Consider the following 20,175-nt stretch of genomic DNA (forward strand, 5'->3'; position numbering starts at 1 on the left):
CCGAGTGGTCCTACTTGAAGCGGCGTAGCCGCAGGCTGTTGCTCACCACGAACACGCTCGAGAACGCCATCGCCGCACCCGCGATCATGGGGTTGAGCAGGCCCAGCGCCGCGAGCGGCAAGGCGGCCACGTTGTAGGCGAAGGCCCAGAACAGGTTGCCCTTGATCGTGCTGAGCGTCCTGCGCGACAGCCGGATGGCGTCGGCGGCCACCCGCAGGTCGCCGCGGACGAGGGTGAGGTCGCTGGCCTCGATGGCGGCGTCGGTGCCGGTGCCCATCGCGAGCCCCAGGTCGGCCTGGGCGAGTGCGGCGGCGTCGTTGACCCCGTCGCCCACCATGGCCACGACCCTGCCCTCGCTCTGGAGTTCCTTGACGACGTCGACCTTGTCGGCGGGCAGCACCTCGGCGATCACCTCGTCGATACCCACCTCGGCGGCCACCGTCTTGGCCACGGCCTCGTTGTCGCCGGTCAGCAGCACCGGTGTCAGGCCGAGGGCCCGCAACTGCTTGATGGCCTCGGCGCTGGTCGGCTTGACCACGTCGGCCACCACCAGCACCGCCCGCGCCTGGCCGTCCCAGCCCACCGCGACCGCAGTGCGACCTGCGGCCTGGGCCGCGTGCAGGGCCCGCTCCAGGTCGGGAGTGAGGTACTGCGACCACTCCTCCAGCAGGCGGGGCCTGCCGACCAGGACCGCGTGGCCGTCGACGATGCCCTGCACGCCGAGTCCTTCGATGTTGGCGAAGTCCTCGACGGTGGCGTCGGAGCCGGCGGCGCGGGCGATGGCCTGGGCGATCGGGTGCTCGGAGGCGTGCTCCAGCGCGCCGGCCAGGCGCAGCACCTCCTCGCGGCTCTCGCCCTCGGCCACGTGCACGTCGACCAGGGTCATCTTGCCCTCGGTGACCGTGCCGGTCTTGTCCAGCACGACCGTGTCGATCTTCCGGGTGGACTCCAGCACCTCGGGGCCCTTGATGAGGATGCCGAGTTGGGCGCCCCGGCCGGTGCCGACCAGCAGCGCGGTCGGGGTGGCCAGGCCGAGCGCGCAGGGGCAGGCGATGATCAGCACCGCCACCGCGGCGGTGAAGGCGGCGCCCACGCCGTCGCCGGTGCCGAGCCAGAAGCCGAGCGTGCCGAGCGCCAGGGCGATCACGATCGGCACGAAGATGCCGGAGATGCGGTCGGCCAGCCGCTGCACCTGCGCCTTGCCGGTCTGCGCCTCCTCCACCAGCTTGGCCATCTGCGCCAGCTGGGTGTCGGCGCCGACCCGGGTCGCCCGGACGATCAGCCGGCCGCCCGCGTTCACCGTCGCACCGGTCACCCCATCGCCAGGCTTGACCTCGACGGGCACGGACTCGCCGGTCAGCATCGAGGCGTCGACCGCCGAGGTGCCTTCCTCGATCACCCCGTCAGTGGCGATCTTCTCGCCAGGACGGACGATGAACCGGTCCCCGGCGGAAAGCTGCTCGACCGGCACCCGCCGGCCGTCGGCCAGTTCCACGTCTTTGGCGCCCAGTTCCAGCAGGGCTCGCAGCGCGGCGCCCGCCCGCCGCTTGGAGCGGGCCTCGAAGTAGCGTCCGGCCAGGATGAACGCCGTCACCCCCGCCGCCGCCTCCAGGTAGATGTTGCCGGAGCCGTCGGTGCGCTCGATGGTGAACGCGAACGGGTGCGTCATCCCAGGCGTGCCCGCGGTGCCGAAGAACAGCGCCCACAGCGACCAGCCCAGCGCGGCGATGGTGCCGATCGAGATCAGCGTGTCCATCGTCGCGGCGCCGTGCCGCAGGTTGGTCCAGGCAGCCTTGTGGAACGGCCAGCCCGCGTACACCACCACTGGTGCCGCCAGCACGAGTGACAGCCACTGCCAGTTGGTGAACTGCAGCGGCGGGATCATCGCCATCGCGATCACCGGCACGGCCAGCACCACGGAGCTGATCAGGCGGCTGCGCAGCGGCTGGAGCTCGTCCTCCGGCTCCTGCTCGGCCGCCTCCTGCTCCGCCTTGGGCGGGGCGGGCAGGGCGGCGGTGTAGCCGGCTTTCTCCACTTCGGTGATGAACTGCTGCGGGTCGACCCCTTCGGGGAAGGTGACCTTCGCCTTTTCCGTGGCGTAGTTGACCGTGGCGGTCACGCCGTCCATCTTGTTGAGCTTGCGCTCGATGCGGTTGGCGCAGGACGCGCAGGTCATGCCGCCGATCGAGAGCTCGACCGCGTTCTGCCGGTCATCGCTGACCTGGGACATCAGCGTTCTCCTTTCTCTCGCTCAGTGGCTGTGGTTGTCGCCGTGCTCGGTGGATGTGGGTGTGGGAGTGGGCTTCGGGATCGCCGGCCGCTCGCCCGCGCCGAGGGTGAAGTCGGCGGTGCGGACCTCGCCCTCGTGCTGGAAGTCGAGGAAGAGCCGGTAGTCGCCGGCACTGGGCACCTCGGCGTAGAAGACGATCTCGGGCCCGGCCTTGGTCTTGCCGTCGCCGGGCTCGCCGTCCGGGTGGACGTGCAGATAGGCCAGATCCCGGGCGCGCAAGGCCACCAGGTGGCCATAGGCGCCGAGGTAGGGCTGCAGGTCGGCGACCGGCTTGCCGTCCTTGCTCACCTTCAGGGTGAGCTTGCTGGACTGCCCGGGCGTCAGCTCACCGTCGAGGGTGACCTCGTATCCGTCGACGCCGGCCGTACGGCTGGTCCCGGGAAGTGCCTTGGGCGCGTAGTCTCCGGCCACGAGCAGGTCGGTGCCCAGCGTCAGAGCGCTGCCTCCGGTGGGGGCGAAATCGGCGAACGCGCGATACGTCCCCGCGTCCGGGAGGGTGAGCTTGACCGACCAGACGCCGTCGGGCGTCATCTCGGGGTGCACGTGCTGGAAACTGCCGAGGTCGCGGGAGACGACGATGAGGTGCAGCTTCTTGTCGTGCTCGACCTCGTAGTCAGTGACCGGCTTGTTGTCGGGCCCTGTGACGGTGAAGCGGAAGTCGGTCGGCTCATCCGGCTTGATCGTCGCGGTGAGCGGGGTGAGGGTGTAGCCGTTCGCGGACACTTGAAGCCCTCCGGGGGTATCGTTCTTCACCTGCTCGGTGGCGTGCTCCCCGTGTCCCGCGCTCGCCGTCGGCGTCGCCATGGTGGTCATGGCGGCATGGTCTTCTGCCGGGGGTGTCCCGACCGGTCCCACCGCCTTGCCCGCTCCTAAGGCGCCGCCGAAGACGACGGCCAGCCCCAGGACATAGGAGCCGAGCTTCGCTGCGGTATTCATGAGTTCGCCACTTCGTACCCGGCCTCCTCGACCGCGGCGACGATCTTCGCCGTGTCGATGGGACCGTCGCTGTCCACGGTCAGCAGCCCGGTGGCCAGATCCACCTCGACGTTGGTGACGCCGGCCACCTCGCCGACTTCTTCCTTGACGGAGCTGACGCAGTGGCCGCAGGTCATGCCCTTGACGGTGTAGGTGGCGGTGCTCATAGCGATCTCTCCTTCAATGGGTTCAATGCGGTCAGGAACGGACAAGTCTGGCGATGGCGTCGGAGGCTTCCTTGACCTTCGCCGCGGCCTCCGGGCCGCCCTTCAGGGTGGCCTCCGCGACGCAGTGGGCCAGGTGCTCTTCGAGGAGCGACAGGGAGAACGACTTCAGCGCGCTGGTCGCCGCCGACACCTGGGTCAGGATGTCGATGCAGTACTTGTCGTCGTCGACCATGCGCTGCAGGCCGCGGATCTGGCCTTCGATGCGGCGCAGTCTCACCGCGTGGTCCTGCTTGGTGGCGGCATATCCGGGCATGTCAGTCCTCCCTCGGGTTCGTCACCCACCACAACACTATACCCCCCTATGGTATTCCTGGAAAGCCGGAGCGCACTTCCGGGCGGCTAGCCCGCCGCCGGCGGTACCCGGAACGCTCGCCGCCGTGCACTTCGTCAACGACGCGATCACCGCGATGCTGGGCGCCTTAGGAGCGGCTCTGAGCAGCAAGGTCGCCCTCAAGCAGATCGCTCAGGCGAGAGCCACGAAGCGGTTCCAAGCATCCGTCGATCCGATTGCGCAAGATGTCGGCGTGACCGTATGGCGGGCGCTTTCGCCGTTCATCTGGACGAAGATCCACCAGGTGCATTGGACCCAGCACGGGCTGCTTGGTATTGCCGGCCGGGGAAACCAGGTGCGTACGACGTCGGCAAGCTGACGGATCATGCCCAGCAGGAACTTGTTCGGAGGGCACAAACGGTTGTCCGGCCCTCCTGGATGTCCGGATCCGCCGGGATCGGCCTCGACCTGTTCGGCAAGCCCGAAGACCTTCCACCCGGCTACGCCGACCGTGTGCACGCCGCCTACCCCCGCCTTGGCGGTGGTCGCGCTGACCGACGCGATCGTCGCTCACGCGATGTCCGACCCGCGCAAAGGACCGCCGATGACCTTGCCCGGGGAGATCCTGCACCAGCGGCACCCGTCCTTGCCGTACGAGACCTGGGACATGGTGCTGGACTCCGGCGGCTGGGGCGACCGACAGGACGGCAAGGCCAACACCAGACCGACGATCTCGGCTATCACCCGGTCGCTCCATCCCGCTGATCCGCGAGTACGCGGGCCGCTGGAGGGAGCACGGCGTCCAGGTGCGGGTCGCGCCGGTGATCCCCACCCGCATGCCCGTCAACGACCGGCGCACCGCGATCGTCCAGGCGACAGCCTGGGCGTTCGAGGCGGGGATACGGGCCGCCCGGCTCGGCCGGCTCGACTGACCGCCGTGCCACCGGTCGCCGCCATGCCAGAGGCGAGAGCGGCCGCGCCGGTCACTGAGGCAACATGCCCGACTCCCGGAACTCCCGTGAAGCCGGGGCCACCCTGCCGAACGCCACGCAGCCGGCACGCATACCTCCCTCTAGCCGGTGCTATCGCGGCTAGTAGATGGATTCTCTGGAGCGAATCGGCCTGATCTGGCCAATCACACCTCACACTTCTGTACCATTTCGCCCAGGTTTGAAGACTTACGAGGAGGCATCGTAGTGGTCGTGCTGACAAGGCTGGGTCGAACAGCGTTGGCCGCAGCGCTCGCCTTGATCGCACTGACCTCGAACGCCCAGGCGGAGCCGTCACCCGTCAAGGCCAGGGCCAAGCTGGTGAAGCTGAACGAGAAGGCCGACCAACTCGTCGAGCGGTACAACCAGGCCACGGAGACGTACAAGAAGGCCAAGAAGAAGTACGACACCGTCAACGCCGAGTTCAGCCGCAAGGGCGCGCAGGCCGACGCCTTGCGCAGCGACCTCGTCACGGTGGCGGTCAACGACTACCAATTCGGCCCGTCGACGGGCTGGCAGCGCTTCGTCGTCCAGGGCAGCCCCGAGCAGATGCTCGCCGGCATGGCCGCCGTCCAGCAGATCGCCCTGGCCAGGGCGGAAAAGCTGCGAGCCTTCGAGGCGGCGACCAAGGAACTGCGCGAACGACGGGAAGAGGCCCAGAAGGCCCTGGCAGAGGCCGAAACCGCGCGCGCCAGGGTAGGCGACGAGAAGACCAAGGTCGACAAGCTGGTCAAGGAGCAGACCAAGCTCCTGCGCAGGCTGGGCGCCTTCCGGACCGGCAATCCCAACAGCCCCGGCATCCAGTACACCGGCCCTGCCTCCGGCAACGCCCGCTCTGCGCTGGAGTTCGCCTTCTCCCAGATCGGCAAGCCCTACCTGTACGGCGGCACCGGGCCGGGCTCCTACGACTGCTCCGGCCTCACCCAGGCCGCCTGGCGCACCGCAGGGATCGAACTGCCCCGCACGACCTACACACAATGGGCGTGGGGCGCCGGCCGCCGCGTCTCGCTGGGCGCCCTGCAGCCTGGCGACCTGCTGTTCAGCAAGGGGCTCGGGCACATGGGCATGTACGCCGGCAACGGCAAGATGGTGCACGCACCCCAGACCGGCGACGTCATCAAGGTGTCCGTCCTTGACGATTACTGGCGCAACCGCCTGCTCGGCGCCGTCCGTCCATGACAGTGCCGCCGAGTCACTCCTACGGCACTCATGGTTGTGAAGATCGGCCACGGCAATAGTGCCGGCAGGTTCGTGCCGACCTCGTCACCAGAGACCTTGAAAGTTTCGGCAGACGCCGCCGCGACGACGTCGTGACGGTCCGACGCAGTGGGAGCCGGCTCACGGCCTCGATCTTCGCCGGCCGGTTCCGTGTCCGTGCTTGAGCAGAAGGAACGTCCTCCTCAGCAGGCGTTTTGATTCGTTCCCTACTTCTGGGTCCCCCGCCGAGCCGGCGCACCAGGCGGCGACCCTTCCGACGCGTCAACCGTCCGAGCCTGTCCGCGCCCGTCCCGTGCGAGGCTTGTCCTCGGGCTCCGTCGCTGCCGAGCCCTCGCCGCCCTGGCCGTCCTCGCCGCCCTGGCCGTTCTCTTCGTCCTTGAGGTACGCCTCCGGCACCTCGGTCGGGATCGGCACCAGTTCCTTGCGGGCCACGAACGTGTCGAGCAGCGAGAGCAGCATGGCCAGCACCGGCACCGCCAGCAGCGCGCCCACCGCCCCGAAGAGCTGCGCCCCCAGGATCACGCCCGCGAACGCGACGCCAGGATGCATGTTCACCGCCCGCCCGCTGATGCGCGGCTCCAGTGTCAGGTTCTCCACCTGCTGGTACAGGATCGCCCAGGCCAGCGCCGCCACCCCGATCCAGGGCCGGGGCGAGACCAGGCCCACGAAGGTGGGCAGCGCGATCGCGATGTACGTGCCGATCGTGGGGACGAACTGGGCCACGATGCCCGTCCACACGCCCAGCGCCAGCCACGAGGGCATGCCGATCAGCATGAACACGATGGCCGAGGTGGTGCCGTTGATCGTGGCCAGGATCAGCCGGGCGGAGACGTAGCCGCCTGTCTTGACCAGCGACACGTCCCACACGGTGAGGAAGATCTGCTGCATGCGGCCGGGCAGGAACTGGGCGAGCCAGCGCCGCAGCCGGGGACCGTCGGCTGAGAAGTAGAAGGTCAGCAGCAACAGGGCGAAAGTGTTGAACACCGCCGCAGTGATCGTGCCGAGCAGGCCGAGCACGCCGCCGACCAGGTCCTGGGCGTAGGTGGCGGCCTGTTGGGGGGTCAGGTTGATGGAGCTGAGGATGGTAGAGATGTCGTACTTCGTGCCGAATCTGGCGTTGATCCAGTCGATGGCGCCGGTGACCACCTCGGGCAGCGCCCGCACAAGTAGCGCGGCCTGCTCGACGAACAGGTTTCCGAACAGGAAGAGGAAGACCCCCGCGAGCAGGGCGATCCCGATCATCACGAGGATGACTGCGGCGCCGCGGCGCATGTGCCGGGCCAGCCGGCCCACCGCGGGCTCCATCGCCAGCGACAGGAACCAGGCCATCACCACAACGACGACCAGCGAACCCGCGTCCGTGAGGACGAAGCGGATGAAGTACACCACGACGACGACTGCGACGATGGCGAACCCGACTCGCCACACGTTGGAGGCCGAGAGAAGCACCTGGACCGGGGCGGCAGCCTCGGGACGGGACTCCCGAGGCTCGATCGGCTTGGTCATGGCACTCTCCTGACCGGACCACGCGACGATATGCCTCACCAGCATCTCTTCCCCGTCCGGAGTGCGTTGTGCGCGGCCGGATCAGCCCTGTTTCAGCGGTGGCCGGCACTGGCTGGCGCGCAGCTTGACCGGTTCGATGGTGGTGGGACAGCGGCAGGTTCATCGACGTCGGCACCGGCAAGCCGGTGGGCGCCGCGTTCGGGCCCACGAACGCGCTCGCGATCAGCAGAGGAGGGCTCCTCGCCGCGTACGAGAGCACCACCGGGCGGGTCGGGCTGTGGAATGTCGACGGGCCGAAGGCACTGCGTCCCGCCCTGCCCCGGGCCGCCGACGAAGTCCACTTTCTGGCCTTCTCACCCGACGGCAAGACTCTCGCCACCGCCTCGGCGCACGGCCTGCTCCAGCTCTGGGACGTCGGGGCCAGGCGGCGGCTCGGCGGGTCCTACCTGCTGCAGGAGGGCCAGCCGTGGTCGCTCGCGTTCAGCGCCGACGGGGCGGCCGTGTACGTCGGGGTGGAGGGGGCCGTCCGCGCGGTTTCCGTTGACGGAGAACGGGTCGCGAAGGAGGTGTGCGCGCGGGCCGGGCGCTCGCTGTCGCCCGCCGAGTGGGAGCGGCACCTGGGCGGAGCGCCGTACCAGGACGTCTGCCCTTGATACCCGAGTGATCGCCGCCGCCGGCCGGCCCCCTGCAAGAGCGCCGGCCGATCGCCGCCCCGGGCCGGGTGATCCATGGTGGCGGGGGTAAGGGACACATACCGGAGCGGGGGAAGGAGAGGCCGGTGCAGAGTGAGGGTGAGCTTGCGCTGGGGGGATTGCTCGATTCCACGCACCTGGCCGCGATGGAGGACCTCCCGGGCCTGGTGGCCGAGCACGCGCGCCTCATCGGCTTCTCCCAGACCATGATCTACGTGTCCGACCTGCAACAGCAGCGCCTCGTGCCGCTGCCCGGACAGCTCGACGCGTCCGGCGAGCCCCTCGAGCCCATCAAGATCGATACCACGCTGGCGGGCCGCGCGTTCCGCACGGTGGAGATCGTCCAGGCCAAGCCCGAGTCTCAGGGTGAGGGGCCACGGCGGCTGTGGTTGCCGCTGCTGGACGGCACCGAGCGGGTCGGGGTGTTCGGGGCGACCGTGCGCGAGAGCGGCGAGCTGGTCGAATGGCGGGCCAAGCAACTGGCGGCGCTGATCAGCGTGCTGGTGATCAGCAAGCGTCCGCACAGCGACTCGTACGCCCGGCTGGTCCGCGCCCGCCCGATGACCCTCTCGGCGGAGGTGCTGTGGAACCTGCTGCCGCCGGGCACGTTCGCCAACGACGACGTGGTGGTCGCCGCCGCGCTGGAGCCCGCGTACGAGATGGGCGGCGACGCCTACGACTACGCGATCGACGGGAACCTCCTGCACATTTCGCTGTTCGACGCGATGGGGCACGACACGTCGGCAGGGCTGACCGCCACCGTCGCGATAGGCTCGTGCCGCCACAACCGCCGCCAGGGCATGGGCCTGCCGGAGATCAGCGAGGCCATCGACGCGGCGATCAAGGAGCAGTTCACCGGCCGGTTCGCCACCGGTATCCTGGCCCGCCTGGAGCTGAGGAGCGGCCTGCTGAGCTGGGTCAACCGGGGCCACCACCCGCCGCTGCTGATCCGCGGCGGGCAGTGGGTGGCCACGCTGGAGAGCCTTCCCGTGCCGGACCCGCCGATGGGCTTCGGCCTGGGGTTGTCCGCGGGGCTGCGCCGCTACCAGTTGCAGCGCGGGGACCGCCTGCTGTTCTACACCGACGGCATCATCGAGGCGCAGAGCCCGGACGGCGAGCTGTTCGGGCTGGAACGTTTCATCGACTTCGTCGTCCGCCACGAGGCCGACGGCGTGTCGGCGCCGGAGACGCTGCGCCGGCTGATCCAGGCCATCCTGCGGCACCAGAGCGGGCTGTTGCAGGACGACGCGACCGTGATGACGGTCGAGTGGGGCGGCGACCACCCGCGCCGGCTCATCCTGTGACGCCGCTGTCCGGCATTACCTTCTGCAGGGCTTTCGCCGGTGTAGCGGGGAGATTGCCCTGCTGGAGCCCCGGGTAGGCCGCCACCGGACGTTTCCGACCAGCGCAAAGGAGCGCGGCCTCATGCCCTTCAACCCGTTGCAGGAGCGGGGTATCCCGCTGGACGAGCAGCTGCGTGACTGGCGCGAGCTGAACGTCACGCCCATCGATCCCGATCACGCCGATCCGTACACCCGGTGCCGGATCATCACGATGAACGGCATCGAGGTCGAGGCGATCTTCTTCAGCCACCAGCTCGCCCGCCACTGCCCCGACACCGACCTCAAACGGCAGCTCGCGCGGGTGCGTCACATCGAGGCCCAGCAGCAGAAGGCGGTCAACTGGCTGCTGCCCGGGGTGTCCTCGGTGCTGGAGACCACCATCGCCTACGAGCAGGTCGCGGTGGACCTGACCGCGTGGGTGGCCCGCATGGAGCCGGATCCGTATCTGCGCCAGGCCTACGAGTTCGGCGTGCTGGAGGACTTCGACCACCTGTACCGCTACGCCAACCTGTACGAGATGATCGAGCACCGCAAGGCCGAGAAGATCGTCGACGACCTGACCGAGGTCATGCCGGGACGGCCGACGTACCTGCACCACCGGGACGGCCGCGACAACGTCCGGGACCCGTACGACAGGAACAGCACGGTGCCCATCTCCAAGCTGCACGCGCTGACGATCATGTCGGCGGAGCAGCAGACGATGAACTTCTACATGAACGTCGGGCCGACGTACATGGAGCCGATCGCGCGGCAGCTCTACCAGGAGATCGGGCTGATCGAGGAGGAGCACGTCACCCACTACGAGTCGCTGGTCGACCCGGGCGAGAGCTGGTGGGAGATGTTGCTCAACCACGAGTACAACGAGTGCTACCTGTACCACTCGTTCATGGAGACCGAGTCCGACCCGAAGGTGAAGAGCATCTGGGAGCTGCACCTCAACATGGAGCTGGAGCACCTGCGGCTGGCGGCCGAGCTGTTCAAGCAGCACGACGGGCGCGACCCGGAGCAGGTGTGCGCCCCCGAACTGCCCGCCCCGGTGACGTTCGAGCCGAACAAGGGCTACATCCGCGACCTGCTCGCCACCCAGATCGACCTCACCACGCTGGGGGCGGGCTATGTGCGCGAGGCCCACGAGCGCTTCGAGGAGATGCAGCGGGCCGTCATGGACGGGGAGCGGCCGCCGTCGGAGCGGGTCATCGACGACAACCGCGCCAGGTCGGGCCGGGAGTACCGCCTGCAGACCGAGGGCGAGCACCCCGTACGCGGCCTGGCGCTCAACCGCTAACGGTGGAACAAGCGGGCGGGTACGGCGTCCGCCAGCGCCTTGTAGCCGGCCGGGCTCAGGTGCAGCCCGTCGCCCACGTCGTACGCGGCCGACAGCCGCCGGGGGCCGGCGGGGTCGCGGACCGCGCGGTCGAAGTCGATGACCGCGTCGAACCTGCCGCTGGTGCGGATCCACTCGTTGACCGTCTGCCGGGCACCCTCGCGGTATCCCTGCGGGTCGTCGTAGGAGTTGCCGCCGAAGGGGGTGAGCGTCGCCCCGTACACGGCCAGGTCCTTCGCGTGAGCGCGGACGATGATCTGGTCGTAGGCGGCGATCAGGTCGTCGGCGATCTTCTTCTGCGCGTCCTGGGTGGCCGCGGCGGTGCCGATGTCGTTGACGCCCTCGAAGACGATCAGCCATCTGGCGCCGCTGCGGGCGAGCACGTCGCGGTCGAGCCGGGCCAGGGCGTTGGGGCCGAGGCCGTCGTTCAGCACCCGGTTGCCGCCCGCCGCCTGGTTGGCGACGGCCACCCCGGCGGTGCGGCGGCCGGCCCGCAGCCGGTCGGACAGCTGGTCGGGCCAGCGGTTGTTGAGGTTCGTGGTGGAGCCCCTGCCGTCGGTCAGCGAGTCGCCGAGCAGCACGAGCGCGGCCGTGGCGGGCTTGGACCAGACCTCGAGGGCGCTGAGGAAGTACCAGTGGTCGACGGGGGTCGCCCCGGCGAGGTCCTGGGAGTCGGCCTGGTTGCCGGTCGCCAGGTAGGAGGTGGTGCGGGAGCCGGGGTGCGAGGTGATGGCCTCGGAGGCCTGGCCGTCGGCGAGGTACGCGGTCACGGTGAGGACGGAGCCGGGCGCGAGCGGCAGGTCCAGCGGATCGGACACCGTCTGCGCGCCGACCGGGACGACCGTGGAGGGACGGCCGTAGAACGTCACCGGCCGGGCGGTCCCCGGCTGGATGGCGCTCACGCCCGCCTTCCCGCCGGCGGGGAACGCCACGGTCACCCGGGTGACGGGCAGCGGCGCGCCGCCGAAGGCGTTGGAGAAACGCAGCCGCAGCCGCTGCCCGCCGGCCGACACCCGCACGGTCTGTCGCAGCGTGCTGTTCGGCCATGACCAGGTCGTCCTGGGTGTAGGGCGCGGGCGGCATGTTGTGCGGCTCGGTCAGCTGCGGCATCGCGGTCCAGGTGTCCACCCAGTGCCCGCCGGGGACGCCTCCGCTGCCGAGCGCGGGCGAGGCCGTCAGCACCCCGGCCCCGAGCGCGGCGACGATCACCAGTTTCCCTCCTCTGCCCATGACGCCACCTACCTCCCGAAACATTTCCACCTGATACCGAATATTTCCGACGAGGACGGTAGCGGATCCTCACTCTTGTGTCTGCCACGATCTCGGCCGGTAGAAAGTTTCACGCGGTCACGACCCGACCCGCCTCCCGAAGGCGGGCGGCTCAAACCGTCAGCGTGGTGCGCGGCACGGGGACGAACGTCGCCGAGCGCAGTTCCAGGGTGCCCTTGCGGGCTCGGGTCTGCGGGGAGACGTAGACCGGGGCGTCCTCGGGGAACGGCAGCAGGCGCAGCTCGACGGCGCCGTGCTCCAGCAGGTCGCGGCGGAAGCGGCGCAGGCCGATCTCCCAGGGCGGGCCGTGCCAGAACTGGTCGGCCACCAGGCGGCCGCCGATGAAGGCACGGCCCACGTCGCCGGACCAGTCGAGGCGCAGCAGCACCTCGTCGCCGCCGTCGAGGAGGCCGGCGGGCACGGGGACGCGGTAGACGGCGGCCCCGGCGAAGTCGGCGTCCGTGGGCGCGGACGCCCGTCCGGAGTTCGCGTCGACCACCGTCCGCCTGGGCGGGCCGGCCCCCGCCACCTGCTCGACGACGGCGACGGTGGGCTCGGCGTCCAGGTCGGGCAGGTGGACGATCCCGAAGACGCCGTCGGTCGAATGGCCGGTCCCGAAGACGCCGTCGGTCGCGTGGCCGGTCCCGAAGACGCCGTCGGTCGAGTGGCCGGTCCCGGGGTGCGCCGCACCGCCGGCCGCCCGGTCGCTCGTGGCGTGCGCCGCACCGCCGGCCGCCGTCAGGGGCGGGAACACGCGCAGCCGATCGCCGGCGTGACGGCCGCCTCCCGCCTGCGCGCCGCCGTACAACACGAGCCGGTCGCCGTCGATGACGGCGGGACGGGCGCTGAGGATCAGCCGGTCGGCGCCCCGGACCCGGCCGCGCGTGGCCGTGAGCGCGCTCTCTTCGTCCAGCACGAGCACGTGCGCCACGGACCCGTCGGCGGCGGTGACGCGCAGCAGGCAGCCGGGGCCGGGGCGCAGGCCGCGCACCACCGTCGCGCCGCCCCCGGTCGTCACGGTCACCGGCTCACCGCCGCTCTCCGCCGCCGGCGGGCCGCCCATCGCGGGGCCGTCGATCGCGGCGACCGTGGCGGCGTCGAAGGCCAGCTCGACCGGGATGCCCGCGACCTGGGCGAGCACCACGGCCGGGCCCTCCAGCGCGCACACGGGCTGGGCGGACGCGGTCAGGAGGGTGCTCGCGCCGACCGGCCGGACAAGCGGCCACACGAAGTACGCCCCGGACGGCACGGTGACGGGCTCGCGCGGCACCACCAGCTCCCGATCCCCGAGGGCGACCGTGAACTGGACGCCCTCATGCGCGGGCAGCGTCTCGACGGGCTGGTGGTTGTTGACGAACAGGAATCCGGAGCGGCCGTCGGAGCGCACCGACCAGCGCAAGGCCCGGCGGTCGGCGGTGTCGGCCGGGGCGTCCGGCGGCATGGTGAGGGTCATCGGGGCGAGGTCGGCGCCGTCGGAGGCCAGCCACAGATGCTGGAGGCGCAGCCGGACGTAGGACTCCCGGAACTGACCGAACTCGCCCAGCGGCGCCTGGAAGTCGTAGTTGATCACCGGGCAGTCGTTGGGATAGCCGGTGGCGTGCGACTCCTGCAGCGTGCTCAGCTCGCCGATCTTCTGCGAGGCCCCGTGGTACAGGTAATAGCCCTGCCAGACCGACCCGCTGCCCAGCTTCACCAGCGACAACGCGGCCACGTCGGCCGCCGCGACGATGGGCCGCCGGTGGTAGGAGGTGTACATGCCGCCGCCCAGCTCGCAGGTGGCGAACGGGTAGCCGGCGAGGTGGCCCTCGTCCGCCCCGCCCCCGCCGGTGGTCCGCAGGTCGGCGCCGATCGAGTCGTCGTCCCGGCCGGGCCCGAAGAAGTAGTGCGCCCGGCTCTGCGCCGGCCAGCCGTCGTGCGCCGTGTCCCAGGCGGCCTCGGCGTACCCGCCGAACAGCGGGATCACCTCGGCGGGCGGCAGCCGCGCGTGGCCCCATCCGGTGGCCGTCCACAGCGGCGCGTCGATGCCCGCCTCCTTGGCCATGCGCTTGAGCGTGAGCAGGTGGCCGGGCTGGTCGTGCAACTCGTTCTCCACCTGGACGGCGACGACGGGCCCGCCGTCCCGCCTGGTCAGCCCGCGCAGCTGGAGACCGATCTGCCCGAAGAACGCCCCGACCAGGTCCAGGTAGCCCGGGTCGTCGGTGCGCGGCACGCAGTCCTCGGCCAGGAGCCAGTCGGGGAAACCGCCGTTGCGCGACTCGCCGTGCGCCCACGGCCCGATCCGCACCACCGCGTCGAGGCCGGCATCCGCGCAGGTCGCCACGAACCGGCGCAGGTCGCGGTCGCCGCTCCAGTCGAAGCGGCCGCGGCGCTCCTCGTGCAGGTTCCAGAAGACGTACGTGGCCACGGCCGTCACCCCGCCGGCCCGCACCTTCAGCAGTTCTTCGCGCCACTCGGCGGCCGGATAGCGGGCGTAGTGGAACTCCCCCGTCACCGGGAACCACGGCCGGCCGCCGCGCCACAGGGTGCGCGAGTCCACCGTGATCGCGTCAGGCGGTCCGGGCTCCTCCCCCATGGCGAGATGACCGCGGGCGGGCGGCTCGGGTGTTCCTGGGACGGCGACTCTCAGCACCCGCCGATCGTAGCCGGGTTTGGGGCACCCGATTTGACGCCATTGACATCTCCGCAAAACGGACTCTACGGTGTGCGAAACGTTTCGACTTTCCCGGGTCGGAGGGGCATGTCCTCCCTGCGTGACGTGGCCGAGCGGGCACAGGTCGCGGTCTCCACGGTCTCGGCCGCGCTCAACGGCACCCGCCCGGTGGCGGCGGCCACCAAGCGGCGCATCGAGCAGGCCGCGGCCGAGCTCGGTTACCGCCCGAACCTGCTGGCGCGCGGTCTGCAGAGCAAGCGGACCCGGATCCTGGCGCTGCTGTTCCCGGCGCCGCGCAGCGGTTTCGGGCTCACCGAGACGCAGTTCGCGACGAGCGCCGCCGAAGCGGCCAGGGAGCTGGGCTACCACCTGCTGCTGTCCCCCGAGAACGCCGGCCCGATCGAGGAGCTGCGCCACCTCACCGGCCTGGGGCTGGTGGACGGCGTGCTGCTCATGGAGGTGCGCCTCGACGACGAGCGGACGGAGTTCCTGACGCGGGCCGGGGTGCCGTTCAGCATGATCGGGCGCACCCGGGAGCCCGGCTCGATCGACTACGCCGACATCGACTTCGCGGCCACGGCCCGCGACGCGGTGGCGCACGTGGCCGGGCTGGGGCATCGCAAGCTGGCCTTCTTCAACCTCTCGACCGACGCGTACGCCGACGGCTACGGCCCCGCGATCCGCGCCGGCGCGGAGTTCGCCGCGGCCGCCCGCGCCGCGGGCATCGGGTACGTGGACGGCTTCCGCCCCGGCTCGGCCGAGGAGGGCCGGGGAGCGTTCGAGCGGCTGCTGGAGACGCATCCGGACGTGACGGCGCTGGCCGTGATGGACGACCACGCGGCGGCCGGCGTGATCGCGGGCGTGGCGGCACGCGGCTGGCGCATCCCCGGCGACCTGACGCTGATGCTGGTGCTGTCGTCGGCCAGGGTCGCCGAGATGTTCCACCCGAGGCTCACAACGCTGGAGCCGCCCAGCGCCGAGCTGGGCCGGCTCGGCGCGCGCATGCTCATCGACCGGCTCGACGGCGACGGGCCGCCGCAGCAGCGGCTGGTGCCCTGCCGCCTGGTGATCGGCGACAGCTCCGCCCCGCCCAGGAGCGGCTCATGAACGCCCTCACCCGCGGGCGCGGGCTGCTGTTCGGCGGGGACTACAACCCCGAGCAGTGGCCGGAGCACGTGTGGGCCGAGGACGCCGAGCTGATGAAGGCGGCCGGGGTCAACCTGGTCACGGTCGGCGTGTTCAGCTGGGCGCGGCTCGAGCCGGAGCCGGGCGCGCGGGACTTCGGCTGGCTGGACCGGGTCATGGACCTCATGGACGGGGCCGGGATCGCGGTGGACCTGGCCACGCCGACCGCCTCGCCGCCGCCGTGGCTGGGACACCGCTGGCCGCAGACGCTCCCGGTGGACGAGTCCGGACACCGGCTCTGGTACGGCTCGCGCAACCAGTTCTGCCCGTCGTCGCCGGTCTACCGGGAGCGCGCGCTGGGGATCGTGACCGACCTGGCCGACCGGTACGCCGGCCACCCCGCCCTGGCCCTGTGGCACGTGGGCAACGAGTACGGCCAGGTCTGTCACTGCGACGAGTCGGCGGCGGCCTTCCGCGCCTGGCTCCAGGACAAGTACGGCGACCTGGCCACGCTGAACGAGGCGTGGGGCACGACGTTCTGGAGCCAGCGCTACAGCGACTGGGCCGAGATCGTCACCCCCCGCCGCGCCCCGTACCTGATCAACCCGACGCAGCAGCTCGACTGGCGGCGCTTCTGCTCCGACGCGCTGCTCGCGCACTACCGGGCCGAGCGCGACATCCTGCGCGGGCGCACCCCGGACACGCCGGTCACCACGAACTTCATGGGCCTGTTCAAGCCCGTGGACTACTGGTCGTGGGCCGGTGAGGAGGACATCGTCTCCAACGACTGCTATCCCGACCCGGGCGACCCGCTCTCGCCCGCGCGCACGGCGCTCACGCACGACCTGATGCGCGGGCTGGGCCGGGGCCGGCCGTGGCTGCTGATGGAGCAGTCGGCCGGCGCCGTCAACTGGCGCCCGCACAACCTGCCGAAGCCGCCGGGACAGCTCCGGCTGGAGTCGCTGCAGGCGGTGGCGCGCGGCGCGGACGGGCTGTGCTACTTCCAGTGGCGGGCCTCCCGCTTCGGCGCCGAGCGTTTCCACGCCGCGATGGTGCCGCACGCCGGGCCGGACACCAGGCTGCACGCCGAGGTCCGCGCGCACGGCCGGGAGCTGCGCGCACTCTCCTCCGTCGCCGGGCAGCCGGTGCCGGCGCGGGTGGCGCTGGTGTTCGGCTGGGAGAGCTGGTGGGCGCTGGAGGAGCGCGGCCGGCCGAGCGACCGGCTCAACGCGACCGATCAGCTGCTCGCCTATTACGTGCCGCTGTGGGAGCGCGGCGTGAGCGTGGACGTGGTGCCGCCGTCGGCCGGCCTCGCCGGATACGCGCTGGTCGTGGTGCCGAACCTGTTCCTGGTGAGCGACCGGGACGCGGCCGCGCTGACGGACTACGTACGCGGCGGCGGGGTGCTGATGGTGGGACCGTTCTCCGGGATCGTGGACGACCGGGCGCACGTCCGCACCGGACGGTTCCCGGCGCCGCTGCGCGAGGTGATCGGGGCGTCCGGCGAGGAGTGGCTGCCCGTGGACGGAGAGGTGCGCTGCCGCTGGAGCGGCGGGGCCGAGTTCACCGCGCGCACCTGGACCGAGCTGATGGCCGCCGAGGGCGCCGAGGCGGTGGCCGAGTTCGCCGGAAGCGGGCGGCCCGCGGTGCTGCGGCACCGGGCCGGCGAGGGCGTCGCCTGGTACGTCGCGACGATGCCCGAGCCCGCCGCGCTCGCCGAGGTCACCGCGCGGGCGCTGGCCGACGCGGGCGTGCGCGGCGCCGTGCCCGGCGGAGCTCGGCTGCCCCCGGACGTCGAGGCGGTCCGCCGCGGCGACGTGCTGTTCCTGCTCAACCACGGCGCCGAGACGGCGAGCGTGCCCGTCCCCGGCCCGGCCGAAGACCTGCTCACCGGAGCCACCGCCGACGGCGCGGTCACGCTGGCGCCCCGCGCGGTCGCCGCGCTGCGCTCCCACGGTTGACCGCGACCGGCGGGCGTCCCGCGCCCGCCGCCTTCGAGAACGGATGTGCATGAAGTTCAAAGACGGCCACTGGCGGATGCGTCCCGGGGTGCGGGCCGCGTACGCCGCCGCCGCCCACGACGTCACCGCGGACGCCTCCTCCCTGCGGGTGCTCGCGCCGGCCCGGCCGATCACCCGCCGCGGCGACACCATCGACGGCCCGGTCCTGCGGGTGGACGTGTCGTCGCCGATGCCGGACGTGATCCGCGTCCGCACCGTGCACTTCGCCGGGTCCGTGCCGCACTCCCCCGCCTTCGCGGTACGCGACGACGCGCCCGAGGTGAAGATCGCCGTGACCGGCGAGGAGGCGAGCCTGACCAGCGGCGCGCTCAGCGTGCGGCTGCGCAGGGACGCGCCGTGGGAGATGACGTTCAGCGCGGCCGGGCGCGAGCTCACCCGCAGCGACGGCAAGAGCCTCGGGATCGTGCACGACCCCGAGGACCGGCACTTCATGGTCGAGCAGCTCCGGCTGAACGCCGGGGAGCTCGTGTACGGGCTAGGCGAGCGGTTCGGGCCGCTGGTGCGCAACGGGCAGGCCGTCGACATCTGGAACGACGACGGCGGCACCACCAGCGAGCTGGCCTACAAGAACATCCCCTTCTACCTCACCAACCGCGGCTACGGCGTGTTCGTCAACCACCCCGGCCGGGTGTCGTTCGAGGTGGGCTCGGAGACCGTGTCGCGGGTGCAGTTCAGCGTCGAGGGCCACGACCTGGAGTATCTGATCGTCTACGGGCCGACGCCGGCCGACGTCCTGCGCCGTTACACCGCGCTGACCGGGCGTCCCGCGCTGCCGCCCGCGTGGTCGTTCGGGCTGTGGCTGTCCACGTCGTTCACCACCGGCTACGACGAGGCCACGGTGACGTCGTTCGTGGACGGGATGGCCGAGCGGGACCTGCCGCTGAGCGTGTTCCACTTCGACTGCTTCTGGATGCGGCAGTACCGGTGGTGCGACTTCGAGTGGGACCCGGAGGTCTTCCCCGATCCCGTGGGCATGCTGCGCCGGCTCAAGGAGCGCGGGCTGAAGGTCTGCCTGTGGGTGAACCCGTACATCGGGCAGGCGTCGGGACTGTTCGACGAGGGCATGGCGGCAGGGCACCTGCTGCGCAGGCCGGACGGGACGGTCTGGCAGGATGACCATTGGCAGGCGGGGCGGGCGCTGGTGGACTTCACCTCGCCGGCCGCCCGCGAGTGGTACGCGGGCAAGCTGCGGGGGCTGCTCGGCATGGGGGTGGACGCGTTCAAGACCGACTTCGGCGAGCGCATCCCGACCGACGTCGTGTACGCCGACGGGTCCGACCCGGAGCGCATGCACAACTACTACACCCTGCTCTACAACCAGACCGTCCACGACGTGCTGGCCGAGCGCGGGCCCGCGGTGCTGTTCGCCCGGTCGGCCACGGTCGGCGGGCAGCGGCTGCCGGTGCACTGGGGCGGCGACAGCGAGTCGACGTACGAGGCGATGGCCGAGTCGCTGCGCGGCGGTCTGTCCCTGGGCCTGGCCGGGTTCGGGTTCTGGAGCCACGACATCGGCGGGTTCGAGGGGAAGCCGGATCCGGCCGTGTTCAAGCGGTGGGTGGCGTTCGGGCTGCTGTCGTCGCACAGCCGGCTGCACGGGAGCGGGTCGTACCGGGTGCCGTGGCTGTTCGACGAGGAGTCGGTGGACGTGCTGCGCGCGTTCACCCGGTTGAAGGCCCGGCTGATGCCGTACCTGTACGGGGCCGCGGTCCAGGCCGCGGCGGACGGGCTGCCGGTGATGCGGGCCATGCAGCTGGAGTTCCCCGGCGACCGGGCCTGCGACCACCTGGACGCCCAGTACATGCTGGGGCCGGACCTGCTGGTGGCCCCCGTGCTGTCCTCAGAAGGGGACGTTTCCTACTACGTCCCCGAGGGCGTGTGGACCCGGCTGCTGGACGGCGAGAGCGTCACCGGTCCCGGCTGGCGGACTGAGCGGCACGGGTTCGGAAGCCTGCCGCTGCTGGTGCGGCCGGGGGCGGTGCTGCCCATCGGGGCCCGCGAGGACCGGCCCGACTACGACTACGCCGACGGGGTCACCCTGCAGGTCTACCAGCTCGCCGACGGCGCCGCCCGTACCGTCGCCGTGCCCACGGTGGACGGCGGCGCAGGCGCGGTGTTCGAGGTGTCCCGCACCGGCGACCGCGTACGCGCCCGCCGCGTGGAGGGGCCGCCCGTGCGCTGGAGCCTGCAGGTCGCCGACCTTGAGACGACACCGGGCGGTGTGCGGGCCGCCGCCGATCCCGGCACCGACGACATCGAGATCATCCTTTGAGGAGCA

16 protein-coding genes are annotated in these 20,175 nt (G+C 71.3%); 9 read left to right on the forward strand and 7 right to left on the reverse strand.

Annotated elements, in window-relative coordinates; all coding sequences use genetic code 11:
* Window positions 1–10 precede the first annotated feature (10 nt).
* From ACIBX3_RS26585 to ACIBX3_RS26600, 4 genes are read right to left on the reverse strand one after another with little or no spacing between them, the layout of a single operon-like run.
* On the reverse strand, window positions 11–2,230 hold the full coding sequence (locus ACIBX3_RS26585; protein ID WP_397121435.1) for a heavy metal translocating P-type ATPase: 2,220 nt from the start codon (window positions 2,228–2,230) through the stop codon (window positions 11–13).
* A 21-nt stretch (window positions 2,231–2,251) separates the two neighbouring features.
* Complete coding sequence (locus ACIBX3_RS26590; protein ID WP_397121437.1) at window positions 2,252–3,226, reverse strand: hypothetical protein; 975 nt, start codon at window positions 3,224–3,226, stop codon at window positions 2,252–2,254.
* Entirely contained in the window at window positions 3,223–3,432 is a 210-nt protein-coding gene (locus ACIBX3_RS26595) for a heavy-metal-associated domain-containing protein (protein ID WP_397121439.1), read from the reverse strand. The genes ACIBX3_RS26590 and ACIBX3_RS26595 overlap by 4 nt, the downstream gene beginning before the upstream one ends.
* A gap of 31 nt (window positions 3,433–3,463) precedes the next feature.
* Window positions 3,464–3,745, reverse strand: coding sequence for a metal-sensitive transcriptional regulator (locus ACIBX3_RS26600; protein ID WP_397121441.1), 282 nt, complete (start codon window positions 3,743–3,745; stop codon window positions 3,464–3,466).
* 124 nt (window positions 3,746–3,869) lie between these two features.
* On the opposite strand from ACIBX3_RS26600, the gene ACIBX3_RS26605 reads away from it, so the two are divergent.
* From ACIBX3_RS26605 to ACIBX3_RS26615, 3 genes are all read left to right on the forward strand, one after another.
* Window positions 3,870–4,142, forward strand: coding sequence for a hypothetical protein (locus ACIBX3_RS26605; RefSeq protein WP_397121443.1), 273 nt, complete (start codon window positions 3,870–3,872; stop codon window positions 4,140–4,142).
* Between the two features lie 427 nt (window positions 4,143–4,569).
* Window positions 4,570–4,695: a hypothetical protein gene (locus tag ACIBX3_RS26610; RefSeq protein WP_397121445.1), complete on the forward strand. Its 126-nt coding sequence runs from the start codon at window positions 4,570–4,572 to the stop codon at window positions 4,693–4,695.
* Between the two features lie 270 nt (window positions 4,696–4,965).
* A complete protein-coding gene (locus ACIBX3_RS26615; protein WP_397121447.1) occupies window positions 4,966–5,931 on the forward strand; it encodes a C40 family peptidase in 966 nt (321 codons plus the stop codon).
* A 300-nt stretch (window positions 5,932–6,231) separates the two neighbouring features.
* On the opposite strand, the gene ACIBX3_RS26620 is transcribed toward ACIBX3_RS26615, so the two are convergent.
* Window positions 6,232–7,476 carry an AI-2E family transporter gene (locus ACIBX3_RS26620; RefSeq protein WP_397121448.1) on the reverse strand — a complete coding sequence of 415 codons (1,245 nt, stop codon included), beginning with the start codon at window positions 7,474–7,476 and terminating at the stop codon, window positions 6,232–6,234.
* A 185-nt stretch (window positions 7,477–7,661) separates the two neighbouring features.
* Between ACIBX3_RS26620 and ACIBX3_RS26625 the strand changes: the two genes are divergently transcribed.
* From ACIBX3_RS26625 to ACIBX3_RS26635, 3 genes are all read left to right on the forward strand, one after another.
* Window positions 7,662–8,129, forward strand: coding sequence for a WD40 repeat domain-containing protein (locus ACIBX3_RS26625; protein ID WP_397121450.1), 468 nt, complete (start codon window positions 7,662–7,664; stop codon window positions 8,127–8,129).
* A 125-nt stretch (window positions 8,130–8,254) separates the two neighbouring features.
* Window positions 8,255–9,472 (forward strand): PP2C family protein-serine/threonine phosphatase, encoded by a 1,218-nt coding sequence (locus ACIBX3_RS26630; protein ID WP_397121452.1) that lies wholly within the window; start codon window positions 8,255–8,257, stop codon window positions 9,470–9,472.
* Window positions 9,473–9,593: 121 nt separating this feature from the next.
* Window positions 9,594–10,796, forward strand: coding sequence for a hypothetical protein (locus ACIBX3_RS26635; RefSeq protein ID WP_397121453.1), 1,203 nt, complete (start codon window positions 9,594–9,596; stop codon window positions 10,794–10,796).
* Here the strand turns inward: ACIBX3_RS26635 and ACIBX3_RS26640 are convergent.
* Window positions 10,793–11,854, reverse strand: coding sequence for an SGNH/GDSL hydrolase family protein (locus ACIBX3_RS26640; RefSeq protein WP_397121455.1), 1,062 nt, complete (start codon window positions 11,852–11,854; stop codon window positions 10,793–10,795). The genes ACIBX3_RS26635 and ACIBX3_RS26640 overlap by 4 nt on opposite strands.
* A gap of 362 nt (window positions 11,855–12,216) precedes the next feature.
* Window positions 12,217–14,733: a beta-galactosidase gene (locus tag ACIBX3_RS26645; protein WP_397121457.1), complete on the reverse strand. Its 2,517-nt coding sequence runs from the start codon at window positions 14,731–14,733 to the stop codon at window positions 12,217–12,219.
* A gap of 108 nt (window positions 14,734–14,841) precedes the next feature.
* On the opposite strand from ACIBX3_RS26645, the gene ACIBX3_RS26650 reads away from it, so the two are divergent.
* The 3 genes from ACIBX3_RS26650 to yicI are packed head-to-tail and all read left to right on the forward strand — an operon-like array spanning window position 14,842 to window position 20,169.
* A complete protein-coding gene (locus ACIBX3_RS26650) occupies window positions 14,842–15,861 on the forward strand; it encodes a LacI family DNA-binding transcriptional regulator (protein ID WP_397121458.1) in 1,020 nt (339 codons plus the stop codon).
* Window positions 15,858–17,840: a beta-galactosidase gene (locus ACIBX3_RS26655; RefSeq protein ID WP_397121460.1), complete on the forward strand. Its 1,983-nt coding sequence runs from the start codon at window positions 15,858–15,860 to the stop codon at window positions 17,838–17,840. The genes ACIBX3_RS26650 and ACIBX3_RS26655 overlap by 4 nt, the downstream gene beginning before the upstream one ends.
* A 49-nt stretch (window positions 17,841–17,889) precedes the next feature.
* Window positions 17,890–20,169: an alpha-xylosidase gene (gene yicI, locus ACIBX3_RS26660; RefSeq protein WP_397121462.1), complete on the forward strand. Its 2,280-nt coding sequence runs from the start codon at window positions 17,890–17,892 to the stop codon at window positions 20,167–20,169.
* Window positions 20,170–20,175 lie beyond the last annotated feature (6 nt).

This window comes from Nonomuraea sp. NPDC049480, assembly GCF_044465905.1.
GTDB lineage: Bacteria > Actinomycetota > Actinomycetes > Streptosporangiales > Streptosporangiaceae > Nonomuraea.